This window comes from Chromobacterium sp. Ag138 (assembly GCF_055181315.1).
Map to the genome: position 1 here is coordinate 4,933,371 of NZ_JBUPWA010000001.1, position 17,608 is coordinate 4,950,978.

Here is a 17,608-nt window from a genome sequence, read left to right on the forward strand (position 1 = left end):
AAGCTACCGGCCGGTCGTCAATGGCATGCAGCAGGCGATACCCAAAGATAGGCAGTGCATTGCGACCGCAATCAAGCGGCTTGGCCCATACGTTGGGACCGTTGGCGGTGGGGTTCCGCGTACAAGACGGCGCCAGAGCGCTGGTGCATACGCAAGCGGCGCTACGTCAGTGGATGCCGAAGGGGCGAATACCCGCATAGCCGTTAACGTCTTAACCGACAGATTTCCCCTTTCTGAGCCACCTCCTTCGTGCAACCACCTCGTACGAAGGACTTTTTACATACCCATCGTGTAATCCTCTTGTCCGCATTATGTTGCGGACGTCATGAAATTTCCGATCTGACCACGTCGGCCCGTATGACGGGCAAGCCAGCCCCTGATGGACGGGCCTGCCCATGCGTGGCGTGCGCCGTATGGCATGAGAACCATGAAGAATTGCATATAGGCAGACATGTCAGCGGGAAAGTATGCTTAATGCATATCCTGTGTGGATACTTCTGAATCTCTCTATGGTTTTGCCTGTATTGGAGTGGATGGCGCATGGACATTCTAAGTTGCGGCACATCGGCGATCGCTTGCGCAGTCAAGTCCCGTGCGTTGCGGGCGGTGGAGGTGCTCGATGCCTATTTCGCCCAGATCGATCGGGTCAATCCGATGTTGAACGCTGTGGTGCAGAGTAATCGGGCGCTGGCCTATCAGGAGGCGGAGCAGATCGACGCCAACCTCGTCCGGCTGCAGCACAAGGCCTTGCTTGGCGTGCCGTTTACGGTCAAGAACACGTGTGCGGTGCGCGGCTATCAGCCTGACAAGGGATGTCCCGGTCTGGCGGGCAAGGCCAGTGAGGCGGACGCCACGGTGGTGGCCCGCTTGCGCTCGGAAGGTGCGCTGGTGCTGGGGCTGACCAATACGCCGGAGCTTAGTATTGGCTATGAAACCGACAATGTGTTGTACGGCCGGACCCGGAACCCCTTTGATCTGGATCGCTCGCCGGGCGGCAGCAGCGGAGGCGAGTCGGCCATCATCGCGGCGGGCGGTTCACCATTGGGCATCGGCTCCGACGCCAGCGGCAGTTTACGTGTGCCTGCCCACAACACAGGCATCGCCACCTTGAAAATGACGCAGGGGCGCGTGCCGCTGACCGGCCATGTTCCGCTCGACTGCATGGGGCTGTTCAGCGAATTCATCTCCTTTGGCCCAATGGCGCGATACGTCGACGATCTGGTGCATGTGGCCCCGCTGCTGGCGGGGCCGGATGGCTGGGACCCGCATGCGCCGCCCGTGCCGTGGCAGGAGCCGGATCGGGTCGATCTGCGCGGCATCCGCGCGGCGTACTACACCGATGACGGCATTTCCACGGCGACGGACGATGTCGTGTCCGCGGTGAAGAACGCGGCGCAGGCGTTGCGGCCCGACATCGCTTCGCTGACCGAGCGTCGGCCGGATGTGCTGCCCGAGATGGACCAGCTGCTCTCCAACAGCATTTTGCTGGGCGGCGACGAAGGGGAGTGGCTGGTCGACATCATCCGCAAGCTCGACCTGAAACAGCCGTCGCCGCTGTTGCTGGAATTCTATGAGCTGGCCAAGCGCTGCCGGCTGTCGATCACCGAGCTGCGCTGGAGCTGGGTGCGCTTCGACCAGTGCCGGCGAGCCATGTTGCGCTTCATGGAAGACTACGACGTGGTGTTGTGCCCGGTCGCCGCCACCGTGGCCAAGCCGCATGGCCGCTCCTATCCAGAAGTCCGCGATTTCAGTTATTCGATGTGTTACAGCCTAGTCAATTGGCCTTCGGTGGTGGTCCGTGTTGGGCAATCTCCCGAGGGTTTGCCGATCGGCATTCAGGTTGTAGCCAAACCCTGGCGCGAAGACATTGCGCTGGCCGTGGCCCGGCAGCTCGAACGGCAGCTGGGCGGCTACCGTCCCCCCGAGCTCGCCGGCATGGCGTAGCGCTGAAACATCAAGCCTATTTCTCCCATTCGGAAAACCAAGCATGGAAGCGATCAATAAACAACATCAGGAAGGGGCGCGCGGCGTGACTCAGACGATTCTGCCGGCCACCGTCTTGCAAAGCAGGATGCACCGTTTGCTGCGCTGGTTCGGCGCGCCCGGCCGCTGGATGGACAAATCCCGTCATTCGCGGGCGCTGCGTCAGCGCACCGGCGTGTATGACTATGTGGCGGCTCAGGCCCGGCAACGCGGCGGCAGCCTGCGCCGCGTGCTGAGGCTGCCGACTGTCGCCGGGGACTACTGCTTCCTGCTGGGGGCCGATGAAATCCGAGAGCTGATGCAGCATCCACGCATGGGGCAAGGCGAGCTGATCGGCGAAGGCCGGCAGTTGCATGTGATCGCGGATGCGCTGGGACGTTTCCGGATCAGCAAGGAGCGTCAGGACGCCAAGCAGAAGCGCAACATCATTGCGCATCTGGTCAGCCATCCGGAGCGCCATATCCAGGTCATGCGCGAACTGAGTAGCCGTCTGGCGGCGTCGTGGAGCGGCAGCCGCGAAGCCATCATCGTCAATCGCCCACTCAGCGCTTATACCGTCGAGGTGTATTTGCGTGCAGTGATGCGCTTCCAGGGCGATCTGGGCGGGGTGGCCGACATTCTGGAAGAACAGGTGTCCATGCTGGGCGAGGCGCTGGTCTATCGCCAGCCAGCCGATTTCCATGCCCGCTTTCAACAACTGAAACAGATTCTGGTGGAGAAGGTCGGCAACGATCCCGGCTTGTTGACCACCACTGAGTATACGGATCGACTGAATACCTATATCGACCAGCACTACAAGTCGATTCAGGACGAGGCCTTCGCCACCGGTCTGAATGGTGCGGTGCTGGCGGGATATGTCGCGCCGTTTCCCTCTTTTGTCGCGCTGGTGTACGAGCTGGGGCGGCATCCTGCTTACCAGGCGGCGTTGCGACGTGAGGCAGCTGGCTATCAGGGGCAATATGCCGACTACATCCGGTGCGATGACACGTTGCTGCATGCCTGCGTGCACGAGGTATTGAGACTGCATCCGGCGCAGCCTTTCCTGTTCCGCGCCGCCACCCGCGATGCGATGGTCGGCGGTCAGTTCGTCGCCAAGGGGTCGGCGCTGGTGGCCGACGTGTACCACGCGCTGCGGCTGCCGGAGCTGTGGGGGGCGGACAGCGAGCATTTTCGCCCCGAGCGTTTCCAGGAACAACCAGAACGTTACCGCCATCCTTTCCTGGTGTACTCCAGCGGTCCCAATAACTGCACCGGCCAGATGTTTTCCCGGCTGTCGCTGAAAGTGCTGCTGGCCGAGCTGGTCGCGGCGTGCGGCTGGCAGGTCAGCAACGGCGCGTTCCAGCATGAATTCCATTTCGCGCTCGCCATGAGTCAGCCGGTGGTGATCCGGACCGAGGAGCGCCGTCATGACTGAATTGCGCGCCAATCGCTACCAGAAGCGCTTCTACCTTGAGTGGGCGCTGGACCGGGGCGGCCGTATGTACAACACGCCACTGGTGTATGAGATCGAGGGGGCGCTGGATGAGACGGCGCTGTCGGCGGCGCTGGATTATTTCGTCAATCACTGCCATCCAGGATGCCGGAGCCGCTTTGCGGAGCGGGATGGGGACATCTTTCAGATGACAGCCGACCATGTGGAGGTCGCGTTACGGCGGATCGACGGTGCGTTCGACGAGACGCTGGCGTCACTGCTGGAGCGGGAGCTGGCGCAGGGTTTCGATCTGGAGCGGGGGCCGCTGTTCCGGTTTGCGCTGTTGCGGGCGGAGGGACGTACGGCGCTGGCGCTGAATTTCCATCACATCATTTCGGATGCGGCGTCGGCCGTGGGTTTTGTCGAGCTGTTGCGCGGGGCCTATCTGCACTTCTCCTCAGGGAAACTGTTGCCGTCGCCGCCTGCGTTGCCGCAAGTTGAAGTGACTGACCCCGGCAGAACTCAGGAGGATGTGGCGTATTGGTGCGCCTTGCTGCAGGGGCGCAATCTGCATGTCGAATTGCCGCGGCAAGTACAAGCAGCGTCTTCCGGCGCGGACGGGGCGTCCTTCCTTTTCGAGTTGGACGCCGATCTGACGGGAAGGCTGCGCCAGTTTTGCAAGGCCAACGCCTGCACGTCGTTCATGGCGATCGCCGCCGCCTGCGGCGTTGTGTTGGGGCGGTATGCCGGCAAGCACGAACTGGTGCTGAATTATCCGGTGGATTCCCGGCCGGCCGGCACCCGCGACGCGATGGGGTGCTTCGTCAACAATTATCCGCTGCCGCTGGATGTGACGCCTGGCCGCTCGTTGCTGGACTTGGTGGAGGCGATCCGCGGCTTGCGCAAGGCGGCGCGCCGGCATACTGAATTTTCCCTGACCGAAGTGGTGCAACAGTTGCGTCAGCAGGGGTTGTCGGAAGAAAACCTGTTCAACGTCAGCGTGATCGAGGCTTATTTCGACGAAGCGCCGTTACCGTTGGGCGCGGGCGCGCTGCGTCCGCTGCAGCTGGCGCAACGACAGGTGGTAGGCGATCTGACGTTCGCTTATCAGCTTGGCGAGGACCGTATCCGTTTCCGTATCGATTACCGGCTGGATGCTTTCGCGTCGGGCTTTATTGCCCGGCTGGCGGACAGCTTGCGTGCGGCCATGGACAGGTTGCTGGCGCAGCCGGAGCGCGGCATCGACGCCGATACGGTACTGGACGCCGGTATGCGCGACAGTCTGCTGGCGATGGCGCAGGGCGCGCCTGCGGCGGCGGTGGGGCAGGAGGGCGTGGTGGCGATGTTCTGCCGAGCCGCCGACCGCTATCCGGATCGGCCTGCGCTGCGGTATCGGGAACGCACGCTGAGTTATCGGGAGACGCTGCGCGCGGCGGCCCGAGTCGCTGGGCGGCTGGCGCAATTGGGCCTGCGCGACGGGGTAGGCGCGCCGGCGCTAGTCGGTGTGCGCTTTGAGGGCAAGGCGCTAGCGGCGTTGTGCATGCTGGGCGTGCTGGGCGCGGGCTTCGCCTATGTGCCGATCGATCCCAAAATGCCAGAAGAACGGTTGCGCGAGGTGTGCGCCGAGAGCGGAATGCAGGCGCTGTTGACCGATATGGCGACGCCGGATGGGCTGGACGGTCCGGTCATCGTGCCGATCGACGACGCGCTGCTGGCAGAGGACGGGGATGCGCCGCGCGGTCTGAGCTTGCCGCCGGCCGCGGCGCTGGCCTATGTGATCTACACATCCGGCTCCACCGGCAAGCCCAAGGGCGTGCGGATCGAGCACGGCAAACTGGGCAATGCGATCGGTGATTTTATCGATGCGCTCGGCATCGGCTGCGAGGACCGGGTGGTCGGCGCGACGGCGATCGGTTTCGACATTTTCGGCCTGGAGCTGTATGCCGCACTGGGCGCGGGGGCCAGCCTGCTGTTGCTGGACCGCGAGGTCGCCGATGCTGCTGAACTGTGCAGGGCGCTGGATGGCTATCGTCCCTCTTTACTGCAGGGCACGCCTTCATTTTGGTCGCTGCTGGCGATGGCGGACTGGCGTCCAGCCTATCCGGAACCGTTGACGGCATTGTGTGGCGGCGAGGCGCTGTCGCAGACGCTGGCCGGTTATTTGCTGGGCGCGGCTGGCCGGGTCTATCAGGTTTACGGCCCGACAGAAACCACGATCTGGTCCAGCCGCCAGCTGCTGCGCGATGAGCGGGAATACGCGGTGATCGGCCGTCCCATCGGCGAGACTCGCTGCTATGTGTTGGACGACGCCAAAACCTTGCTGCCATGGGGAGCGTGCGGCGAGCTGTATATTGGCGGCGCAGGGGTCAGCAGCGGCTATCACCAGCGAGACGATCTGAGCGCGGAGCGCTTTGTTGAGCTGGCGCCCTGCGGCGGGGCGCGCGAGGTTCTCTATCGCACCGGCGATCGCGTCTGTTGGAACGAGCGCGGTGAGTTGGTTTATCTGGGCCGGCTGGACTTTCAGGTCAAGGTGCGCGGTCATCGCGTGGAACTGGGTGAAATCGAGCATTGCCTGAACCAGCTGGCCGGCGTGAAGCAGGCTGTGGTGCGCGCGTGCGGCCAGCCAGTTGAGCTGGCCGCCTATCTGGTGTTGGAGCCGGGCGCGGAGGCGGGCGAGGCGGCCTGGTTGCCGGCGCTGCGTCAGCGTTTGCCGGCCTATATGATCCCGCGCACGTTCCAGGTGCTGGATGCGTTGCCGCAGACCATGAACGGCAAAGTGGACCGCAAGGCGCTGCCCGATCCGGTCACGCCGCAGCGAGGCGACGCTGTTCCGCCGCAGAACGCTTGGGAGCGTCGCTTGCTGGCGATCTGGCAGCGGGTGCTGCGCCAGGAGGAGATTGGCGTTACCGATCCGTTCATGGCGGTTGGCGGGCACTCGCTGCTGGCGGCGCAGATGCTGATTGCGGCCAGTCAGGCGTTTTCCGTCGCGCTGTCCTTCAGTCATCTGCTGCGTTTCCCCACCGTGCGCGAGCTGGCGGCGCATATTGCCGGCGAGCGTCCGCTTGCCGAGCGCGCGCCGCAGCAACGCGCCGAATGCTTCCCGCTGTCGCTTGAGCAGCGGCACTTGTATTTCATCGACCGTTATGAAGAGGGCGCGGGTCACAGCTTCAACCTCAGCGTGGTGCAGCGTCTGGGACGAGGACTGAATGTCGACGCCTTGTCACGCGCGTTGCGGACATTGCTGCTGCGGCATGACATGTTGAACGTGCGCTTTATAGAGAAGGATGGCCAGACGGTGCAGCGCCTCGCGCCCCGGCCGTTGCCGATGCTGCGACCGAGGGCGGTTGAGCGGGCGGCGCTGGACGCCGTGCTGCGCCAGACGATCTCGGCGCCTTTCGATCTGGCGCGCGCGCCGTTGTATCGGGTCGAGCTGCTGCAGTCCGAGCCGCACGTCTACTGGCTGGTGCTGGCGCTGCCGCACATCGTCGCCGATGGTTGGTCGCTGGACCTGCTGAGTCGGGAGTTGACTGCGCTGTATCGCGCTGAGTGCGCGGGTGCGCCAGCGGCGTTGTCTGAACCTGACCAGCACTACAGCCACGCGGTGGAACAACAGGCGCAATGGTTCGCCTCTCCGGCGTACCAGGCCTCGCTGGCGTTTTGGTGGCAAAGTCTGGACGGTTATGGCGGCCTCGACCTGCCCGCCGATTTTCCGGCGGCGCGCGAGCGGGACTTCCGCGGCGCGCACGTCGGGTTCGCGCTGGATGCCGGCCTGACGGAGCAATTGAAGGCGCTGGCGGCGCGACTGGGCGTCTCGTTGTTCAACTGTCTGTACACCGTATTCGCCCTGCAGTTGCGGCGCTACTGCGGGCAGACCGATCTGGTGGTCAGCGTGCCGGCGGCCAACCGCCGTCCGGGTAACGAGAATGTGGTGGGGCTGTTCACCAGCATGCTGCCGCTGCGGATCGAGATCGATGACGCGCAGTCTTTCGCCGAGCAGGCGCAGGCCTTCAGCCGTTTCAGTCAGACTGCGCTCGCCCATCAGGGCGTGCCGCTCGAAGCGCTGCGCGCCGGGCAGGATGGCCGCAACGGCCCATCGCACGCCTTGCTGCAGGCGGTGTTTGCCCTGCAGAACGCGAACGAGCGCTATGCGCTGGAACTGGACGGCGTAGAGAGCGCCTTCGTGGAGGTGGAGAGCGGCGTCGCGCGCTACGATCTGTTCCTGAGCCTGCGCGAAGAGGACGGCAAGCTGCTTGGCAGCATCGAATACCCTGAGGCGCGCTTTACTCGACAACGCATCGAGCGGATGGGGGGGCACTTTGTTCAACTGGCCCGACAGGCGGCCTCGAGCGGCGACATGCCAGTGGGGGACTATCAGATCGTAACGCCGGCCGAGGCTGTGCAACTGGCGCCGGCCGAGGCGATGGTGGACACCGGGTGCGACCATCTGATCGCCAGCTTCGCCCGTTCGGCGGCGGCGTTCCCGAACGCCATCGCGCTGGACGATGGACAGACGCAGCTGAGCTATGCGGCGCTCGATCATGAGACCGATGTGTTGGCTAAGCGCTTGCGCAGCCACTATCGCCTGGCGCACGGCGTGGAGATGCCTGCGGATACGCTGGTCGGCCTGTGCCTGGCGCGCGGGCCGTCGGTGGTGGTGGCGATGCTGTCCATTCTGAAGGCCGGCGGCGCGTACGTGCCGCTCGATCCGGCCTATCCTGCTGCGCGTTTGCAGTACATGGCGCAGGATAGCGGGATCGGCTTGCTGGTTACGACGCAGGCGGATCTGCAGCAAAGCGGTTTGGGCGGACACGTGACGCTGGCGCGCTGCGTGCTGCTGGACGAACCGTATACCGGTGAAACGGCGGAGACGTTGCCGCCGATCGATCCCGATCAGCTGGCCTATGTGATCTACACCTCGGGTTCTACCGGCCAGCCCAAGGGGGCCTTGCTCAGCCACCGCAACGTCGTCCGTCTGTTCCAGACCAGTGCGCCGCTGTTCGATTTCTCGGAACGGGATTGCTGGTGCCTGTTCCACTCCTATGCATTCGACTTCTCTGTCTGGGAGATCTGGGGGGCGCTGCGCCACGGCGGCCGCCTGCTGATTGTGTCCCGGGAAGCCAGTCGCGACCCGGAGCAGTTCCGCGGCCTGCTGCGCACGCATGGGGTCAGCGTGCTCAATCAGACGCCGAGCGCCTTTGTCCGGCTGATCGAGGAGGAGGGTCGGCATGCCGACCGCCTGGCGCTGCGCTACGTCATTTTTGGCGGCGAAGCGCTACAGACAGCGACGCTGGCGCCCTGGTTCGCGAAGTACGGGACGGCGACCCGGTTGATCAATATGTACGGCATCACGGAAACCACCGTGCATGTCAGCTTCCAGCCAGTCTTGCCCGACAGCCTGACCCGCCCTGGCTGCAACGACATCGGCCGCCCACTGCCGGATCTGACCGCGCTGGTGCTGGACGAGCGCCGCCGGCTGTGCCCGGTCGGCGTCGCCGGCGAGCTGTATATCGCGGGTCCGGGTCTGGCGCGCGGCTATTTGAACCAGCCGGAGCTGACGGCGCGCGCCTTCTTGCGCGACCCGGCTTTGCTGGGCGGCGCGCGGCTGTACAAGACCGGCGATCTGGCGCGCTGGCTGGAGAACGGCCATCTTGAATACCTGGGCCGCAACGACCATCAAGTCAAAATCCGCGGATTTCGCATCGAACTGGGCGAAGTGCAGGCTGCGCTGATGCGTTTGCCGCAAGTCGTCAACGCACTGGCGGTGCATGACCGGGAGCGGGACGGCATCGTGCTCTACTACGCGGCGGCTGAGGCGCTGGACACCGGCCTGGCGTATGCGCGGCTGCGCGAGACCTTGCCGGACTTCATGTTGCCGCAGCGCTTGGCGCACGTGAAGCGTCTGCCGTTGACCGGCAACGGCAAGATCGATCTGGCGGCGTTGCAGCGGCAGGAAGCGGCATCGTCGCCCGCCGACGCGCAGGCTTACATCGCGCCGTCCGGCGACAAGGAGCGGCTGCTGGCGGAGATCTGGCAACGGGTGTTGAACCAGCCGGCACTGGGCGCGCAGGCCGATTTCTTCGTTTCGGGCGGCGATTCGCTGCGGGTGCTGGATGTGGTCCGGCTGGTGCGCGAGGCGGGATATACCTTCAGCCCGCGCGATCTGTTCCGTCATCCGACCATCGCCCAACTGGCCAGTGTGCTGCGGCCTGTGGAGCAGGATGCGCCGCGTCAGCGGACCGCCCCGTTCTCGCTGTTGACGCCGGAGCAGGCGGCGGCCTGGCGCGAGTCTGACGACGAGGATATCTATCCGCTGACCGCGCTGCAGGAAGGCATGGTGTTCCACTCGCAGCTGGAAGCAGAGGGGGCTGCCTACCTCGATGTGATGTCGTGCCGGGTGCAGGGGCCGTTTCAGGAGACGCCGTTCGTGGAGGCCTTGCAGCGGTTGATGGATGTCCAGCCGGTGCTGCGGACACGATTTTTGCGCAACGCCGCTGGCGCTTGGCAGAAGGTCAAGACGGGTGTGCCGCTGCCGTTGCGGTTGTTCCGCATCGCGGACGCCGAGCCGGAAACAATAGACGCCGAACTGACGGCTTTCTTCCGGGAGGCGCTGCAACAGCCTTTCGATCTGGATGCCGCGCCGCTGTGGCGGATCGCTATTCATGCCTTCGACGGCGGCTTCCATCTGACGCTGATCTGCCATCACGCCATTCTGGACGGCTGGAGCGTGGCGACGTTGTTGACCGCGCTGCTGCGTGACTATGATGCCGCGCTGGCGGGGCCGTTGCCGCTGCGCGCCCGCCCGGAATGGGCGTTCCGCGACTATGTGGCGGAGGCGAGCCGTCTGCGGCAGGACCGCGCCGCGCTGGATTTTTGGCTGGCGCACTGGCAAGAACGCGAACCGACGCTGCTGGCGGGAGACGTGCCCGAAACGGGCGGCGGCGCGCTGAACCGGCATCGCGTGCCCCTTCACACCGCGATGCAGCAGGCGGTCGTCGAGACGGCGCGGGCGCATGCCGTGTCGCTGGATGTCGTCTTGCTGGCCGCACATCTGCTGGCGCTCAGCCGCAGTACCGGACAGCAGCGTGTGACGACCGGCATGCCCAGTCACGGCCGGCTGGCCGAGGATGCCGATCACGGCATGCTGGGCTTGTTCCTGAATACCGCGGCCTGCAGCCTGTCGCTGGCGGTGGAGGACGCGCCTGACGCCGTGTTGCGGCAGCTGGTGGAGTACAAGGCTGCGGTTCAGCCCTATGGCCATTTCCCGTTGAGTGAGCTACAGCGCCAGCTTCGCCGGGGCCCGCTATTCGACACCTTGTTCAACTTCGTCAATTTTCATGTGTTCGGCCAGCTGCGCGATCTGGAGCGGTTGTCGGTCTCGCAGGGGTATTGCTACGAGGAGACCAATTTCACGCTGGTCAACCAAGCGGGCGTCGATCCGGAAACCGGCGCGCTGCAAGTGGAGCTGGTGCACCGAACCGACCGGCTGGCGCGGGCGCAGGCCGAGTGTTTCGGTCTGCTGTTCCTGGATGCGTTGCGCTGGCTCTGCGGGATCGAGGCTTCCGCTGCGGAAGCCGAGGCGCTGGAAGCCTGCTTCCCGCCGCGCGCCTGGCTGGACGGCGGCGGTGCGGCATTGGGGACGGACGGGTTGGCGGCGCGGGCGGCGGCGGTCGCCAGGCGCTATCCCGACCATGCCGCGCTACGGGCGGATGGTCGTCAACTGCGCTATCGCGAATTGGATCAGTGGGCCGATAGCCTGGCGGCAGCGATGCGGAACCGGCATGGCGATGCGCTCGCCGGCGGCCGGATCGGCCTGCTGGCCAGCCGCGAGCCGGCCACCATTGCGGCGATGCTGGCCATCGTCAAGCTGGGTGCGGCGTACGTGCCGCTGGATCCCAGCTATCCGCAGGCCCATCTGACGCGTCTGCTGGCGGATGCCTCGCCGGCTCTGGTGGTCGGCAGCGCCGACGCGCTGGCCCGGCAGCCGTGGCTGCAGGCGACGCCAGGTCTCCCCGCCGTGCTGACGCTGCCTGCATGGCCGCAAGGGGGCGAAGCGGTCGCGCCACAGCCGACGCCCTCGGCCGACCATCTGGCCTACATCATGTACACCTCGGGATCGACCGGCCAGTCGAAGGGCGTGATGATCGAGCAGGCCGGCATTATCCGCCTGGTAGTCGATACCGCTTACATCGCGTTCCGGCCCGGCGATGTCGTGGCCCAGGCGGCCAGCCTGAGTTTCGACGCCGCTACGCTGGAAGTGTGGGGCGCGCTGCTCAACGGGGCGACGGTGACGCTGGCGCCGGCGGACACCGTGCTCGATAGCGGGCGGTTCGAACGTTTCCTGCTGGATGAGCAGGTGGACACGCTGTTCCTGACCACCCGGTTGTTCGACCGCTATGTCGCGACCGGTCACGCTTCGATGTTCCACCGGCTGCGCTATCTGATGATCGGCGGGGAAGCGATGGATCCTGCCACGGTGGCCGCCGTATGGCGCTGCCCGCAGGGACGGCCGCAACATCTGAGCAATGTGTATGGCCCGACCGAGAACACGACCTTCACCACGATGCATGTCATTAGCGAAGCCAGTCTGGCCGGGGGGCGAGTGCCGATCGGCAAGCCCATCGACCATACCCAGCTCTATGTGCTGGACGAGGCTCTGCGGCAAGCGCCCATCGGCGTGACCGGCGAGCTGTATATCGCCGGTACGGGGTTGGCGCGCGGCTATCTTGACGCAGATGCGCGCGTGGCCGCGGCCTTCATCGAGCTGGCGTTGCCTGACGCCGCCGATGCAACGCCCCGACTGCGCCGGCTGTATCGCACTGGCGACGCTGCCCGCTGGCTGCCCAGCGGCGAGCTTGACCTGCTTGGCCGGCTGGACCGCACCGTCAAACTGAATGGTTTCCGCGTCGATTTGGGCGAGTTGGAAGCGGCCGCCCGCAGCTGCCCTGGCGTGGAACAGTGCGTCGCCGTCGTGCTATCGAGCGAGAGGCGGCAAGTGGCGCTGTATTTCACCGGCGGCCTTGGCGTCGATGAACTGCGCGCGCAGCTGCGCGAACGCGTGCCGTCCTTCATGCTGCCCGCCCATTTCGCACCGGTACAGGCGTTCGAGCTGAACCGGAACGGCAAGATCGACGCTGCCCGTCTGCCGGCGGTGTCAGTCAGTGACGCCGGCGATGACTACCGGCCAACCGATCCGGTTCGCCGACAGTTGCTGGACATCTGGCGCAGCCTGCTTGGTTCGGGCCGGATCGGTCCCGACGACAACTTTTTCGAATGCGGCGGCGATTCGCTGCTGGCGATGCAGCTGCAGCACCGCATCAGCCAGACCTTCCATATCACGCTGCCGATTGTCGATGTCTTCCGTTATCCGACTATCGAGGCCATGGCGGGCCGTCTGGACTCGCCGCCGGCCGCCGCGACGGCTCAAGCCGATGACCACGCGCGCCGGGCGGCAGGGTTGGCGGCCCAGCGGGCGCGGCTGAAACGCCATACCAGCAAGGAGCAGTTCAAATGAGTACTCCGCTTGAAAACGCAATCGCCATCGTCGGCATGTCTTGCAAGCTGCCGGTCGGCGATACCCCCGAGCAGTTTTGGCAAGCTCTGGCCGACGGCGTCGAGGCCGTCGAGTTTTTCAGTGATGACGCCTTGCGCGCCCAAGGCGTGCCGGAGGAGAAACTGGCCGATCCGCATTACGTCAAGGCTGGCGTCCGCCTGCCGGGACGCCAGCTGTTCGATGCCCGGTTTTTCGGTATTTCCCCACGGGAGGCCAGCCTGATGGATCCCCAGCAGCGGTTGCTGCTGGAAGGCGCCTACTGCGCGTTGGCGCATGGCGGCTATGCGCCGGATCAACTGGAGGCGGAGACCGGCGTGTTCGTCGGTGCGGACGTCAGCAGCTACTTTATGCGCAACATTCTGCCGAACGCAGAGGTGATGGCGTCCGGCGATCAGGTGCAGTTGTTGTACGCTAACTCGTCAATGGCCACGCAGATCGCCTACCGCCTTAATCTGAAAGGGCCGGCGCTGGATGTGAATACGGCGTGCTCCACCTCGCTGGTGGCGGTGCATCTGGCGTGCCGCAGCCTGCTGCTGTACGAGTGCGACATGGCGCTGGCTGGCGGGGCCTCGGTTCAGGCGGCGGAGCCGCAGGGCTATCCGTATCGGCCGGACAGCATTCTGTCGCCGGACGGCCATTGCCGCGCATTCGACGCAGCGGCCTCTGGCGTTGTGGCCGGGCAGGGCGTGGCTTTAGTGCTGCTCAAGCGCTATGAGGACGCGCTGCAGGATGGCGACACGATCTATGCGTTGATTCGCGGCAGCGCGATCAACAACGACGGCTCCAACAAGGTGGGTTACACCGCGCCGAGCGTAGATGGCCAAGTCGCCGTGTTGCGCCGCGCGCTGGCGGCGGCGGAGCTGCGTCCGGAGCAGATCGGCTACGTCGAGTGCCATGGCACCGGAACGGCGTTGGGCGACCCGATCGAGCTGACCGCGCTGTCCGAGGTGTACGGCGGCCGCCCGGACGATGCGCCATGCTATCTGGGCTCGCTGAAAACCAACCTGGGCCATCTGAACTCGGCCGCCGGCGTGGCGGGCTTGATCAAGGCGACGCTGACGCTGCGCCAGCGCCAGATTCCAGCTTCGCTGAACTTTTCCAGTTTGACGCCCAAGGTCAAGCTGGATGGAGGCCGGCTGGCGGTCAACGACTGTTTGCGTGACTGGCCGGCAGTCGACCAGCCCGCGCGCGCCGCAGTCAGTTCCTTCGGTATCGGCGGCACCAACGCCCACGTGGTGCTGGAGTCCCATGCGCCGGCGCCGCGCGCTCCGATCCCTGACATGCCGCTGACCTTGGCGCTGTCGGCGAAGACGCCGCAGGCGCTGGCGCGGATGCGGCGCGAATGGGCAGACTTCCTTGCCGCTGCGCCGGAGGCGAGCCTGGTCGACGCCTGCTACACCGCCAGCATCGGTCGTAGTCGCTACGCCTGCCGTTTTGCGATGGTGGCGACGAACCGTCAGGCGGCGATCGCGCAATTGCGCGGCGGCGAGACGGCCGCGCCGTCATGGCGCGGCGTGGCCTTCGTATTGAATGACAGCGGAGCGACGTTGCTGGACGCAGCGCGCGTGCTGTATGACAAGCAGGCTTTTTTCCAACAGACGCTGTTGTCCGGGCTGCAGCCGTTGGGTATCGACCCTGTGGCGCTGCTGGACCCGAGCGCACCCGGGTGCGAGCCGCAGGTCGCCGCCTTTGCGGCGCTGCATGGACTGGCCGCGTTGTGGCGTCACTGGGGCATTCTGCCGGCGACGATCGTCTGCGATGAAATCGGCGCATGCGTCGCTGCGTGTCTGAATGGAACGTTGAGCTTCGCGGAGGCGGTGCAGCAGATCCGCACGCGCCGCCCAGGGGCGGGCAGTGGCGGGGCAGAGGCTTTCGCCGCCGCATTGCGCGAGACCGTCGCTACCGGAGACTGGGCGTTGCTGGGCATGGCGGACAGCCAGTGGCGGACGCTGCTGCCGGCGTCGGCTCAGGCGCGCTGTTTCGGTGAGGTTAAGGCGGACGTCTGTCTGCCGCAATTGGCCGCCGCAGCGGCAGCGTTGTGGCAGGGCGGCGTTCCGCTGGATTGGCGGCGATTTTACGGTGAGGGCTGGCAGCGGGTAGCGGCGCCTGCATATCCGTTCGAACCGGTCCGACACTGGTTGGACGAACCGGCGTTGCAGTCCGCGCGTGTGCAGCCGGCATCCGGGCCGACGCTTCAGCCCCGTCCTGCGCTGAATACGCCCTATCAAGAACCGAGCGGCGAGCTGGAGTGCGAAGTCGCCGCCATCTGGTCGGCGCTGCTGGGCATCGCCGACATCGGCGCCGCCGATGACTTCTTCGATCTGGGCGGCCACTCGCTGCTGGCGACGCAGCTCAATACGCGCCTCCACGAGACCTTCGGCATTCAGCTGGATCTGGAGGATGTGTTCGACAGCCCGACGGTGGCTGGAACCGCCGAGTTGCTGTTGCAGCGGCAGCTGGAGGAAATGGAACGCAGCGCCAGCCTTGTTTGAGGCGATGGAGGCCGCCGGCCAGGCGGCCGCCAAGTCAATCCACTGAAAATCAAAGAGAGCAACGATGGTAATCACGTCCCCCCTCGACCTCGTGTTCGACGACTTATTTTTGCAATTGCGCGACTGGCTGCCGCAAACGGCGGTGCACGTCAAACTGGAGGGCTTCTCGATCAGCGGCTCGATCAAGATCAAGGCCGCCATGCGCATGATTGAAGGCCTGGAGCGCGCCGGCCGTCTGCAGCCGGGCTGCGCGGTGATCGAGAGTTCGTCCGGCAATCTGGGGCTGGCGCTCAGCGTCGTCTGCGCCATGAAGGGCTATCCCTTCACTTGCGTCAGCGATCCCAATATTGCGCCGCAGACCGCCCGGCTGATCGAGGCCTATGGCGGCACGTTGATTGTGGTGAACCAGCGTGACGGCAACGGCGGCTTCCTGGGCAGCCGCATCGCCTTGATCGAGCGCATGCTGGATAGCGACAGCAAGCTGGTTTGGCTCAACCAGTATTGTAATCTCGACAACATCGAGGCCCATGCCCTGACGACCGGCCCCGCCATCCTGCGGCAATTCCCTACGCCGGATTATGTGTTCGTCGGCGCCGGCACCACCGGCACCCTGGGCGGTGTGTCGCGCTATTTGCGGCGGTATGCCCCGACGGCCAAGGTGATCGCCGTCGACAGCGTCGGTTCAGTCACCTTCGGCCCGCCGGCCGGTCCACGGCACATTCCCGGCCTAGGCACCAGTACGCCGCCCGAAATCCGCCGCCATGCCCGTTTCGATGATCTGGTGATGGTGCGGGAGGAGGACGCGCTGTCGGCTTGCCATCAACTGGCGCGCACCGGGCTGTTGCTCGGCGGCTCGTCCGGCACGGTGCTGCGTGGCGTTCAACAGTATGCCGAGCACATCGGGCCTGGCGCTTGCGTCGTAGCGATCTCACCCGATCTGGGCGATCGCTATGTCGATACCGTTTACAACCCAGACTGGGTGGCCAGCCGTTATCCGCGTCTGGACGAAAACCACATGGCGAAGCCCAGCGTCCACAAGGTCGGCGCGCCCGCCTGAACGCTTTTCATTCGACAGGAGAACATCTTGCAATCCCCCTCCCTTCCCACACTGAAAATCATTGGGGCGAAGCCCATCGAACGCTGGCTGGATGCGAATTCCCAGCAGGTATGTCAATTGGTGGAACAAGCCTATCTAGACCATGCTCGTGGTCGGGCTTTCAATCCGGACAGCTATTTCCTGCGCTTTGCCGACAGTGACCGCAACCGCATCATCGCGCTGCCGGCAGTACTGGAGGACGATCAGCCGATCGCGGGCATCAAGTGGATTTCCAGCTTCCCGGACAACGTCACCTGCGGCCGCGATCGCGCTTCGGCGATGCTGGTGCTCAACGATAGGCGGACCGGCTACCCGCTGGCCTGCCTGGAGGGCAGCGCCATCAGTGCGGCGCGCACAGCAGCCTCGGCGGCGGTCGGCGCCTGCCGCCTGCATCCGACGCCCGGTTACATCGAGCGCCTGGGTGTGGTGGGGTGCGGACTGATCGCCTACCGCACCATCCGTATGCTGATTGGACTGGGCTGGCGCATCGGCGAGCTGGCCTTGTGCGATCTGTCCGAAGAACGCGCGGCGCTGTTCCTGGCCAAGTGCGGCGCGCTGGGCCTGACCGGCGCGGCGGTCGATGCCGCTTCGGCCTTGCCGGGCAGCGACATGATCCTGTTCGCGACCTCCGCCGTCACTCCCGGCCCCTACGCGCCGGCATGGTTTGCGCATGCGCCGACGGTGCTGCACCTGTCCCTGCGCGATCTGTCCCCAGAAATCGTGATGGGGGGGCAGAACGTGGCGGACGACGTATCCCATTGCTTGAAGGCCAATACATCGCTCGACGTAGCCGCCCGGCAGGCCGGCTGCCACGATTTCATCGCGGGCGGCATCGCAGACGCCATCGAGGGCCGCATCGTGCCCGACGTTGGCCGTCCGCGTATTTATTCACCATTCGGCATGGGGGTGCTGGATCTGGCGGTGGCGCGCGAAATCCTGCGCACTGCAGGTCCCGGCGATGCACTGGCCGTTGACGATTTTTTCCCGTCTCCCTATCAGGCGGAGACCGGCGCGCCGGTTTGACGGCGGCGGTGATCACTCATGCGCAATTAACAGGCGGTTCAGGATGCCTGGCG

At 65.3% G+C, this 17,608-nt stretch carries 6 protein-coding genes; all 6 read left to right on the plus strand.

The features are described from left to right. Nucleotides 1–540: 540 nt before the first annotated feature. The 6 genes from ACY3GB_RS22925 to sbnB all read left to right on the plus strand — a co-directional run bounded on the left by ACY3GB_RS22925 (nt 541) and on the right by sbnB (nt 17,555). Nucleotides 541–1,944, plus strand: coding sequence for an amidase (locus ACY3GB_RS22925; RefSeq protein WP_463090774.1), 1,404 nt, complete (start codon nt 541–543; stop codon nt 1,942–1,944). Beyond that, nucleotides 1,868–3,397, plus strand: a complete 1,530-nt coding sequence (locus tag ACY3GB_RS22930) for a cytochrome P450 (RefSeq protein WP_463090775.1) — start codon at nt 1,868–1,870, stop codon at nt 3,395–3,397. Before ACY3GB_RS22925 ends, ACY3GB_RS22930 begins: the two co-directional genes overlap by 77 nt. After that, the gene (locus tag ACY3GB_RS22935; RefSeq protein WP_463090776.1) at nt 3,390–12,905 is read left to right on the plus strand and encodes a non-ribosomal peptide synthetase; all 9,516 of its coding nucleotides are present in this window, start codon (nt 3,390–3,392) and stop codon (nt 12,903–12,905) included. Before ACY3GB_RS22930 ends, ACY3GB_RS22935 begins: the two co-directional genes overlap by 8 nt. A gap of 35 nt (nt 12,906–12,940) precedes the next feature. Beyond that, a complete protein-coding gene (locus tag ACY3GB_RS22940; protein WP_463090976.1) occupies nt 12,941–15,436 on the plus strand; it encodes a type I polyketide synthase in 2,496 nt (831 codons plus the stop codon). A gap of 64 nt (nt 15,437–15,500) precedes the next feature. Beyond that, nucleotides 15,501–16,493, plus strand: a complete 993-nt coding sequence (gene sbnA, locus ACY3GB_RS22945) for a 2,3-diaminopropionate biosynthesis protein SbnA (protein WP_463090777.1) — start codon at nt 15,501–15,503, stop codon at nt 16,491–16,493. A gap of 27 nt (nt 16,494–16,520) precedes the next feature. After that, nucleotides 16,521–17,555, plus strand: a complete 1,035-nt coding sequence (gene sbnB / locus ACY3GB_RS22950; RefSeq protein ID WP_463090778.1) for a 2,3-diaminopropionate biosynthesis protein SbnB — start codon at nt 16,521–16,523, stop codon at nt 17,553–17,555. Nucleotides 17,556–17,608: the final 53 nt, after the last annotated feature.

Coding starts and splice junctions, on each gene's coding strand:
- ACY3GB_RS22940 (WP_463090976.1), top strand. CDS start 12,941: ATGTCTTGCAAGCTGCCGGTCGGCGATACCCCCGAGCAGTTTTGGCAA.
- ACY3GB_RS22925 (WP_463090774.1), top strand. CDS start 541: ATGGACATTCTAAGTTGCGGCACATCGGCGATCGCTTGCGCAGTCAAG.
- sbnA (WP_463090777.1), top strand. CDS start 15,501: ATGGTAATCACGTCCCCCCTCGACCTCGTGTTCGACGACTTATTTTTG.
- ACY3GB_RS22935 (WP_463090776.1), top strand. CDS start 3,390: ATGACTGAATTGCGCGCCAATCGCTACCAGAAGCGCTTCTACCTTGAG.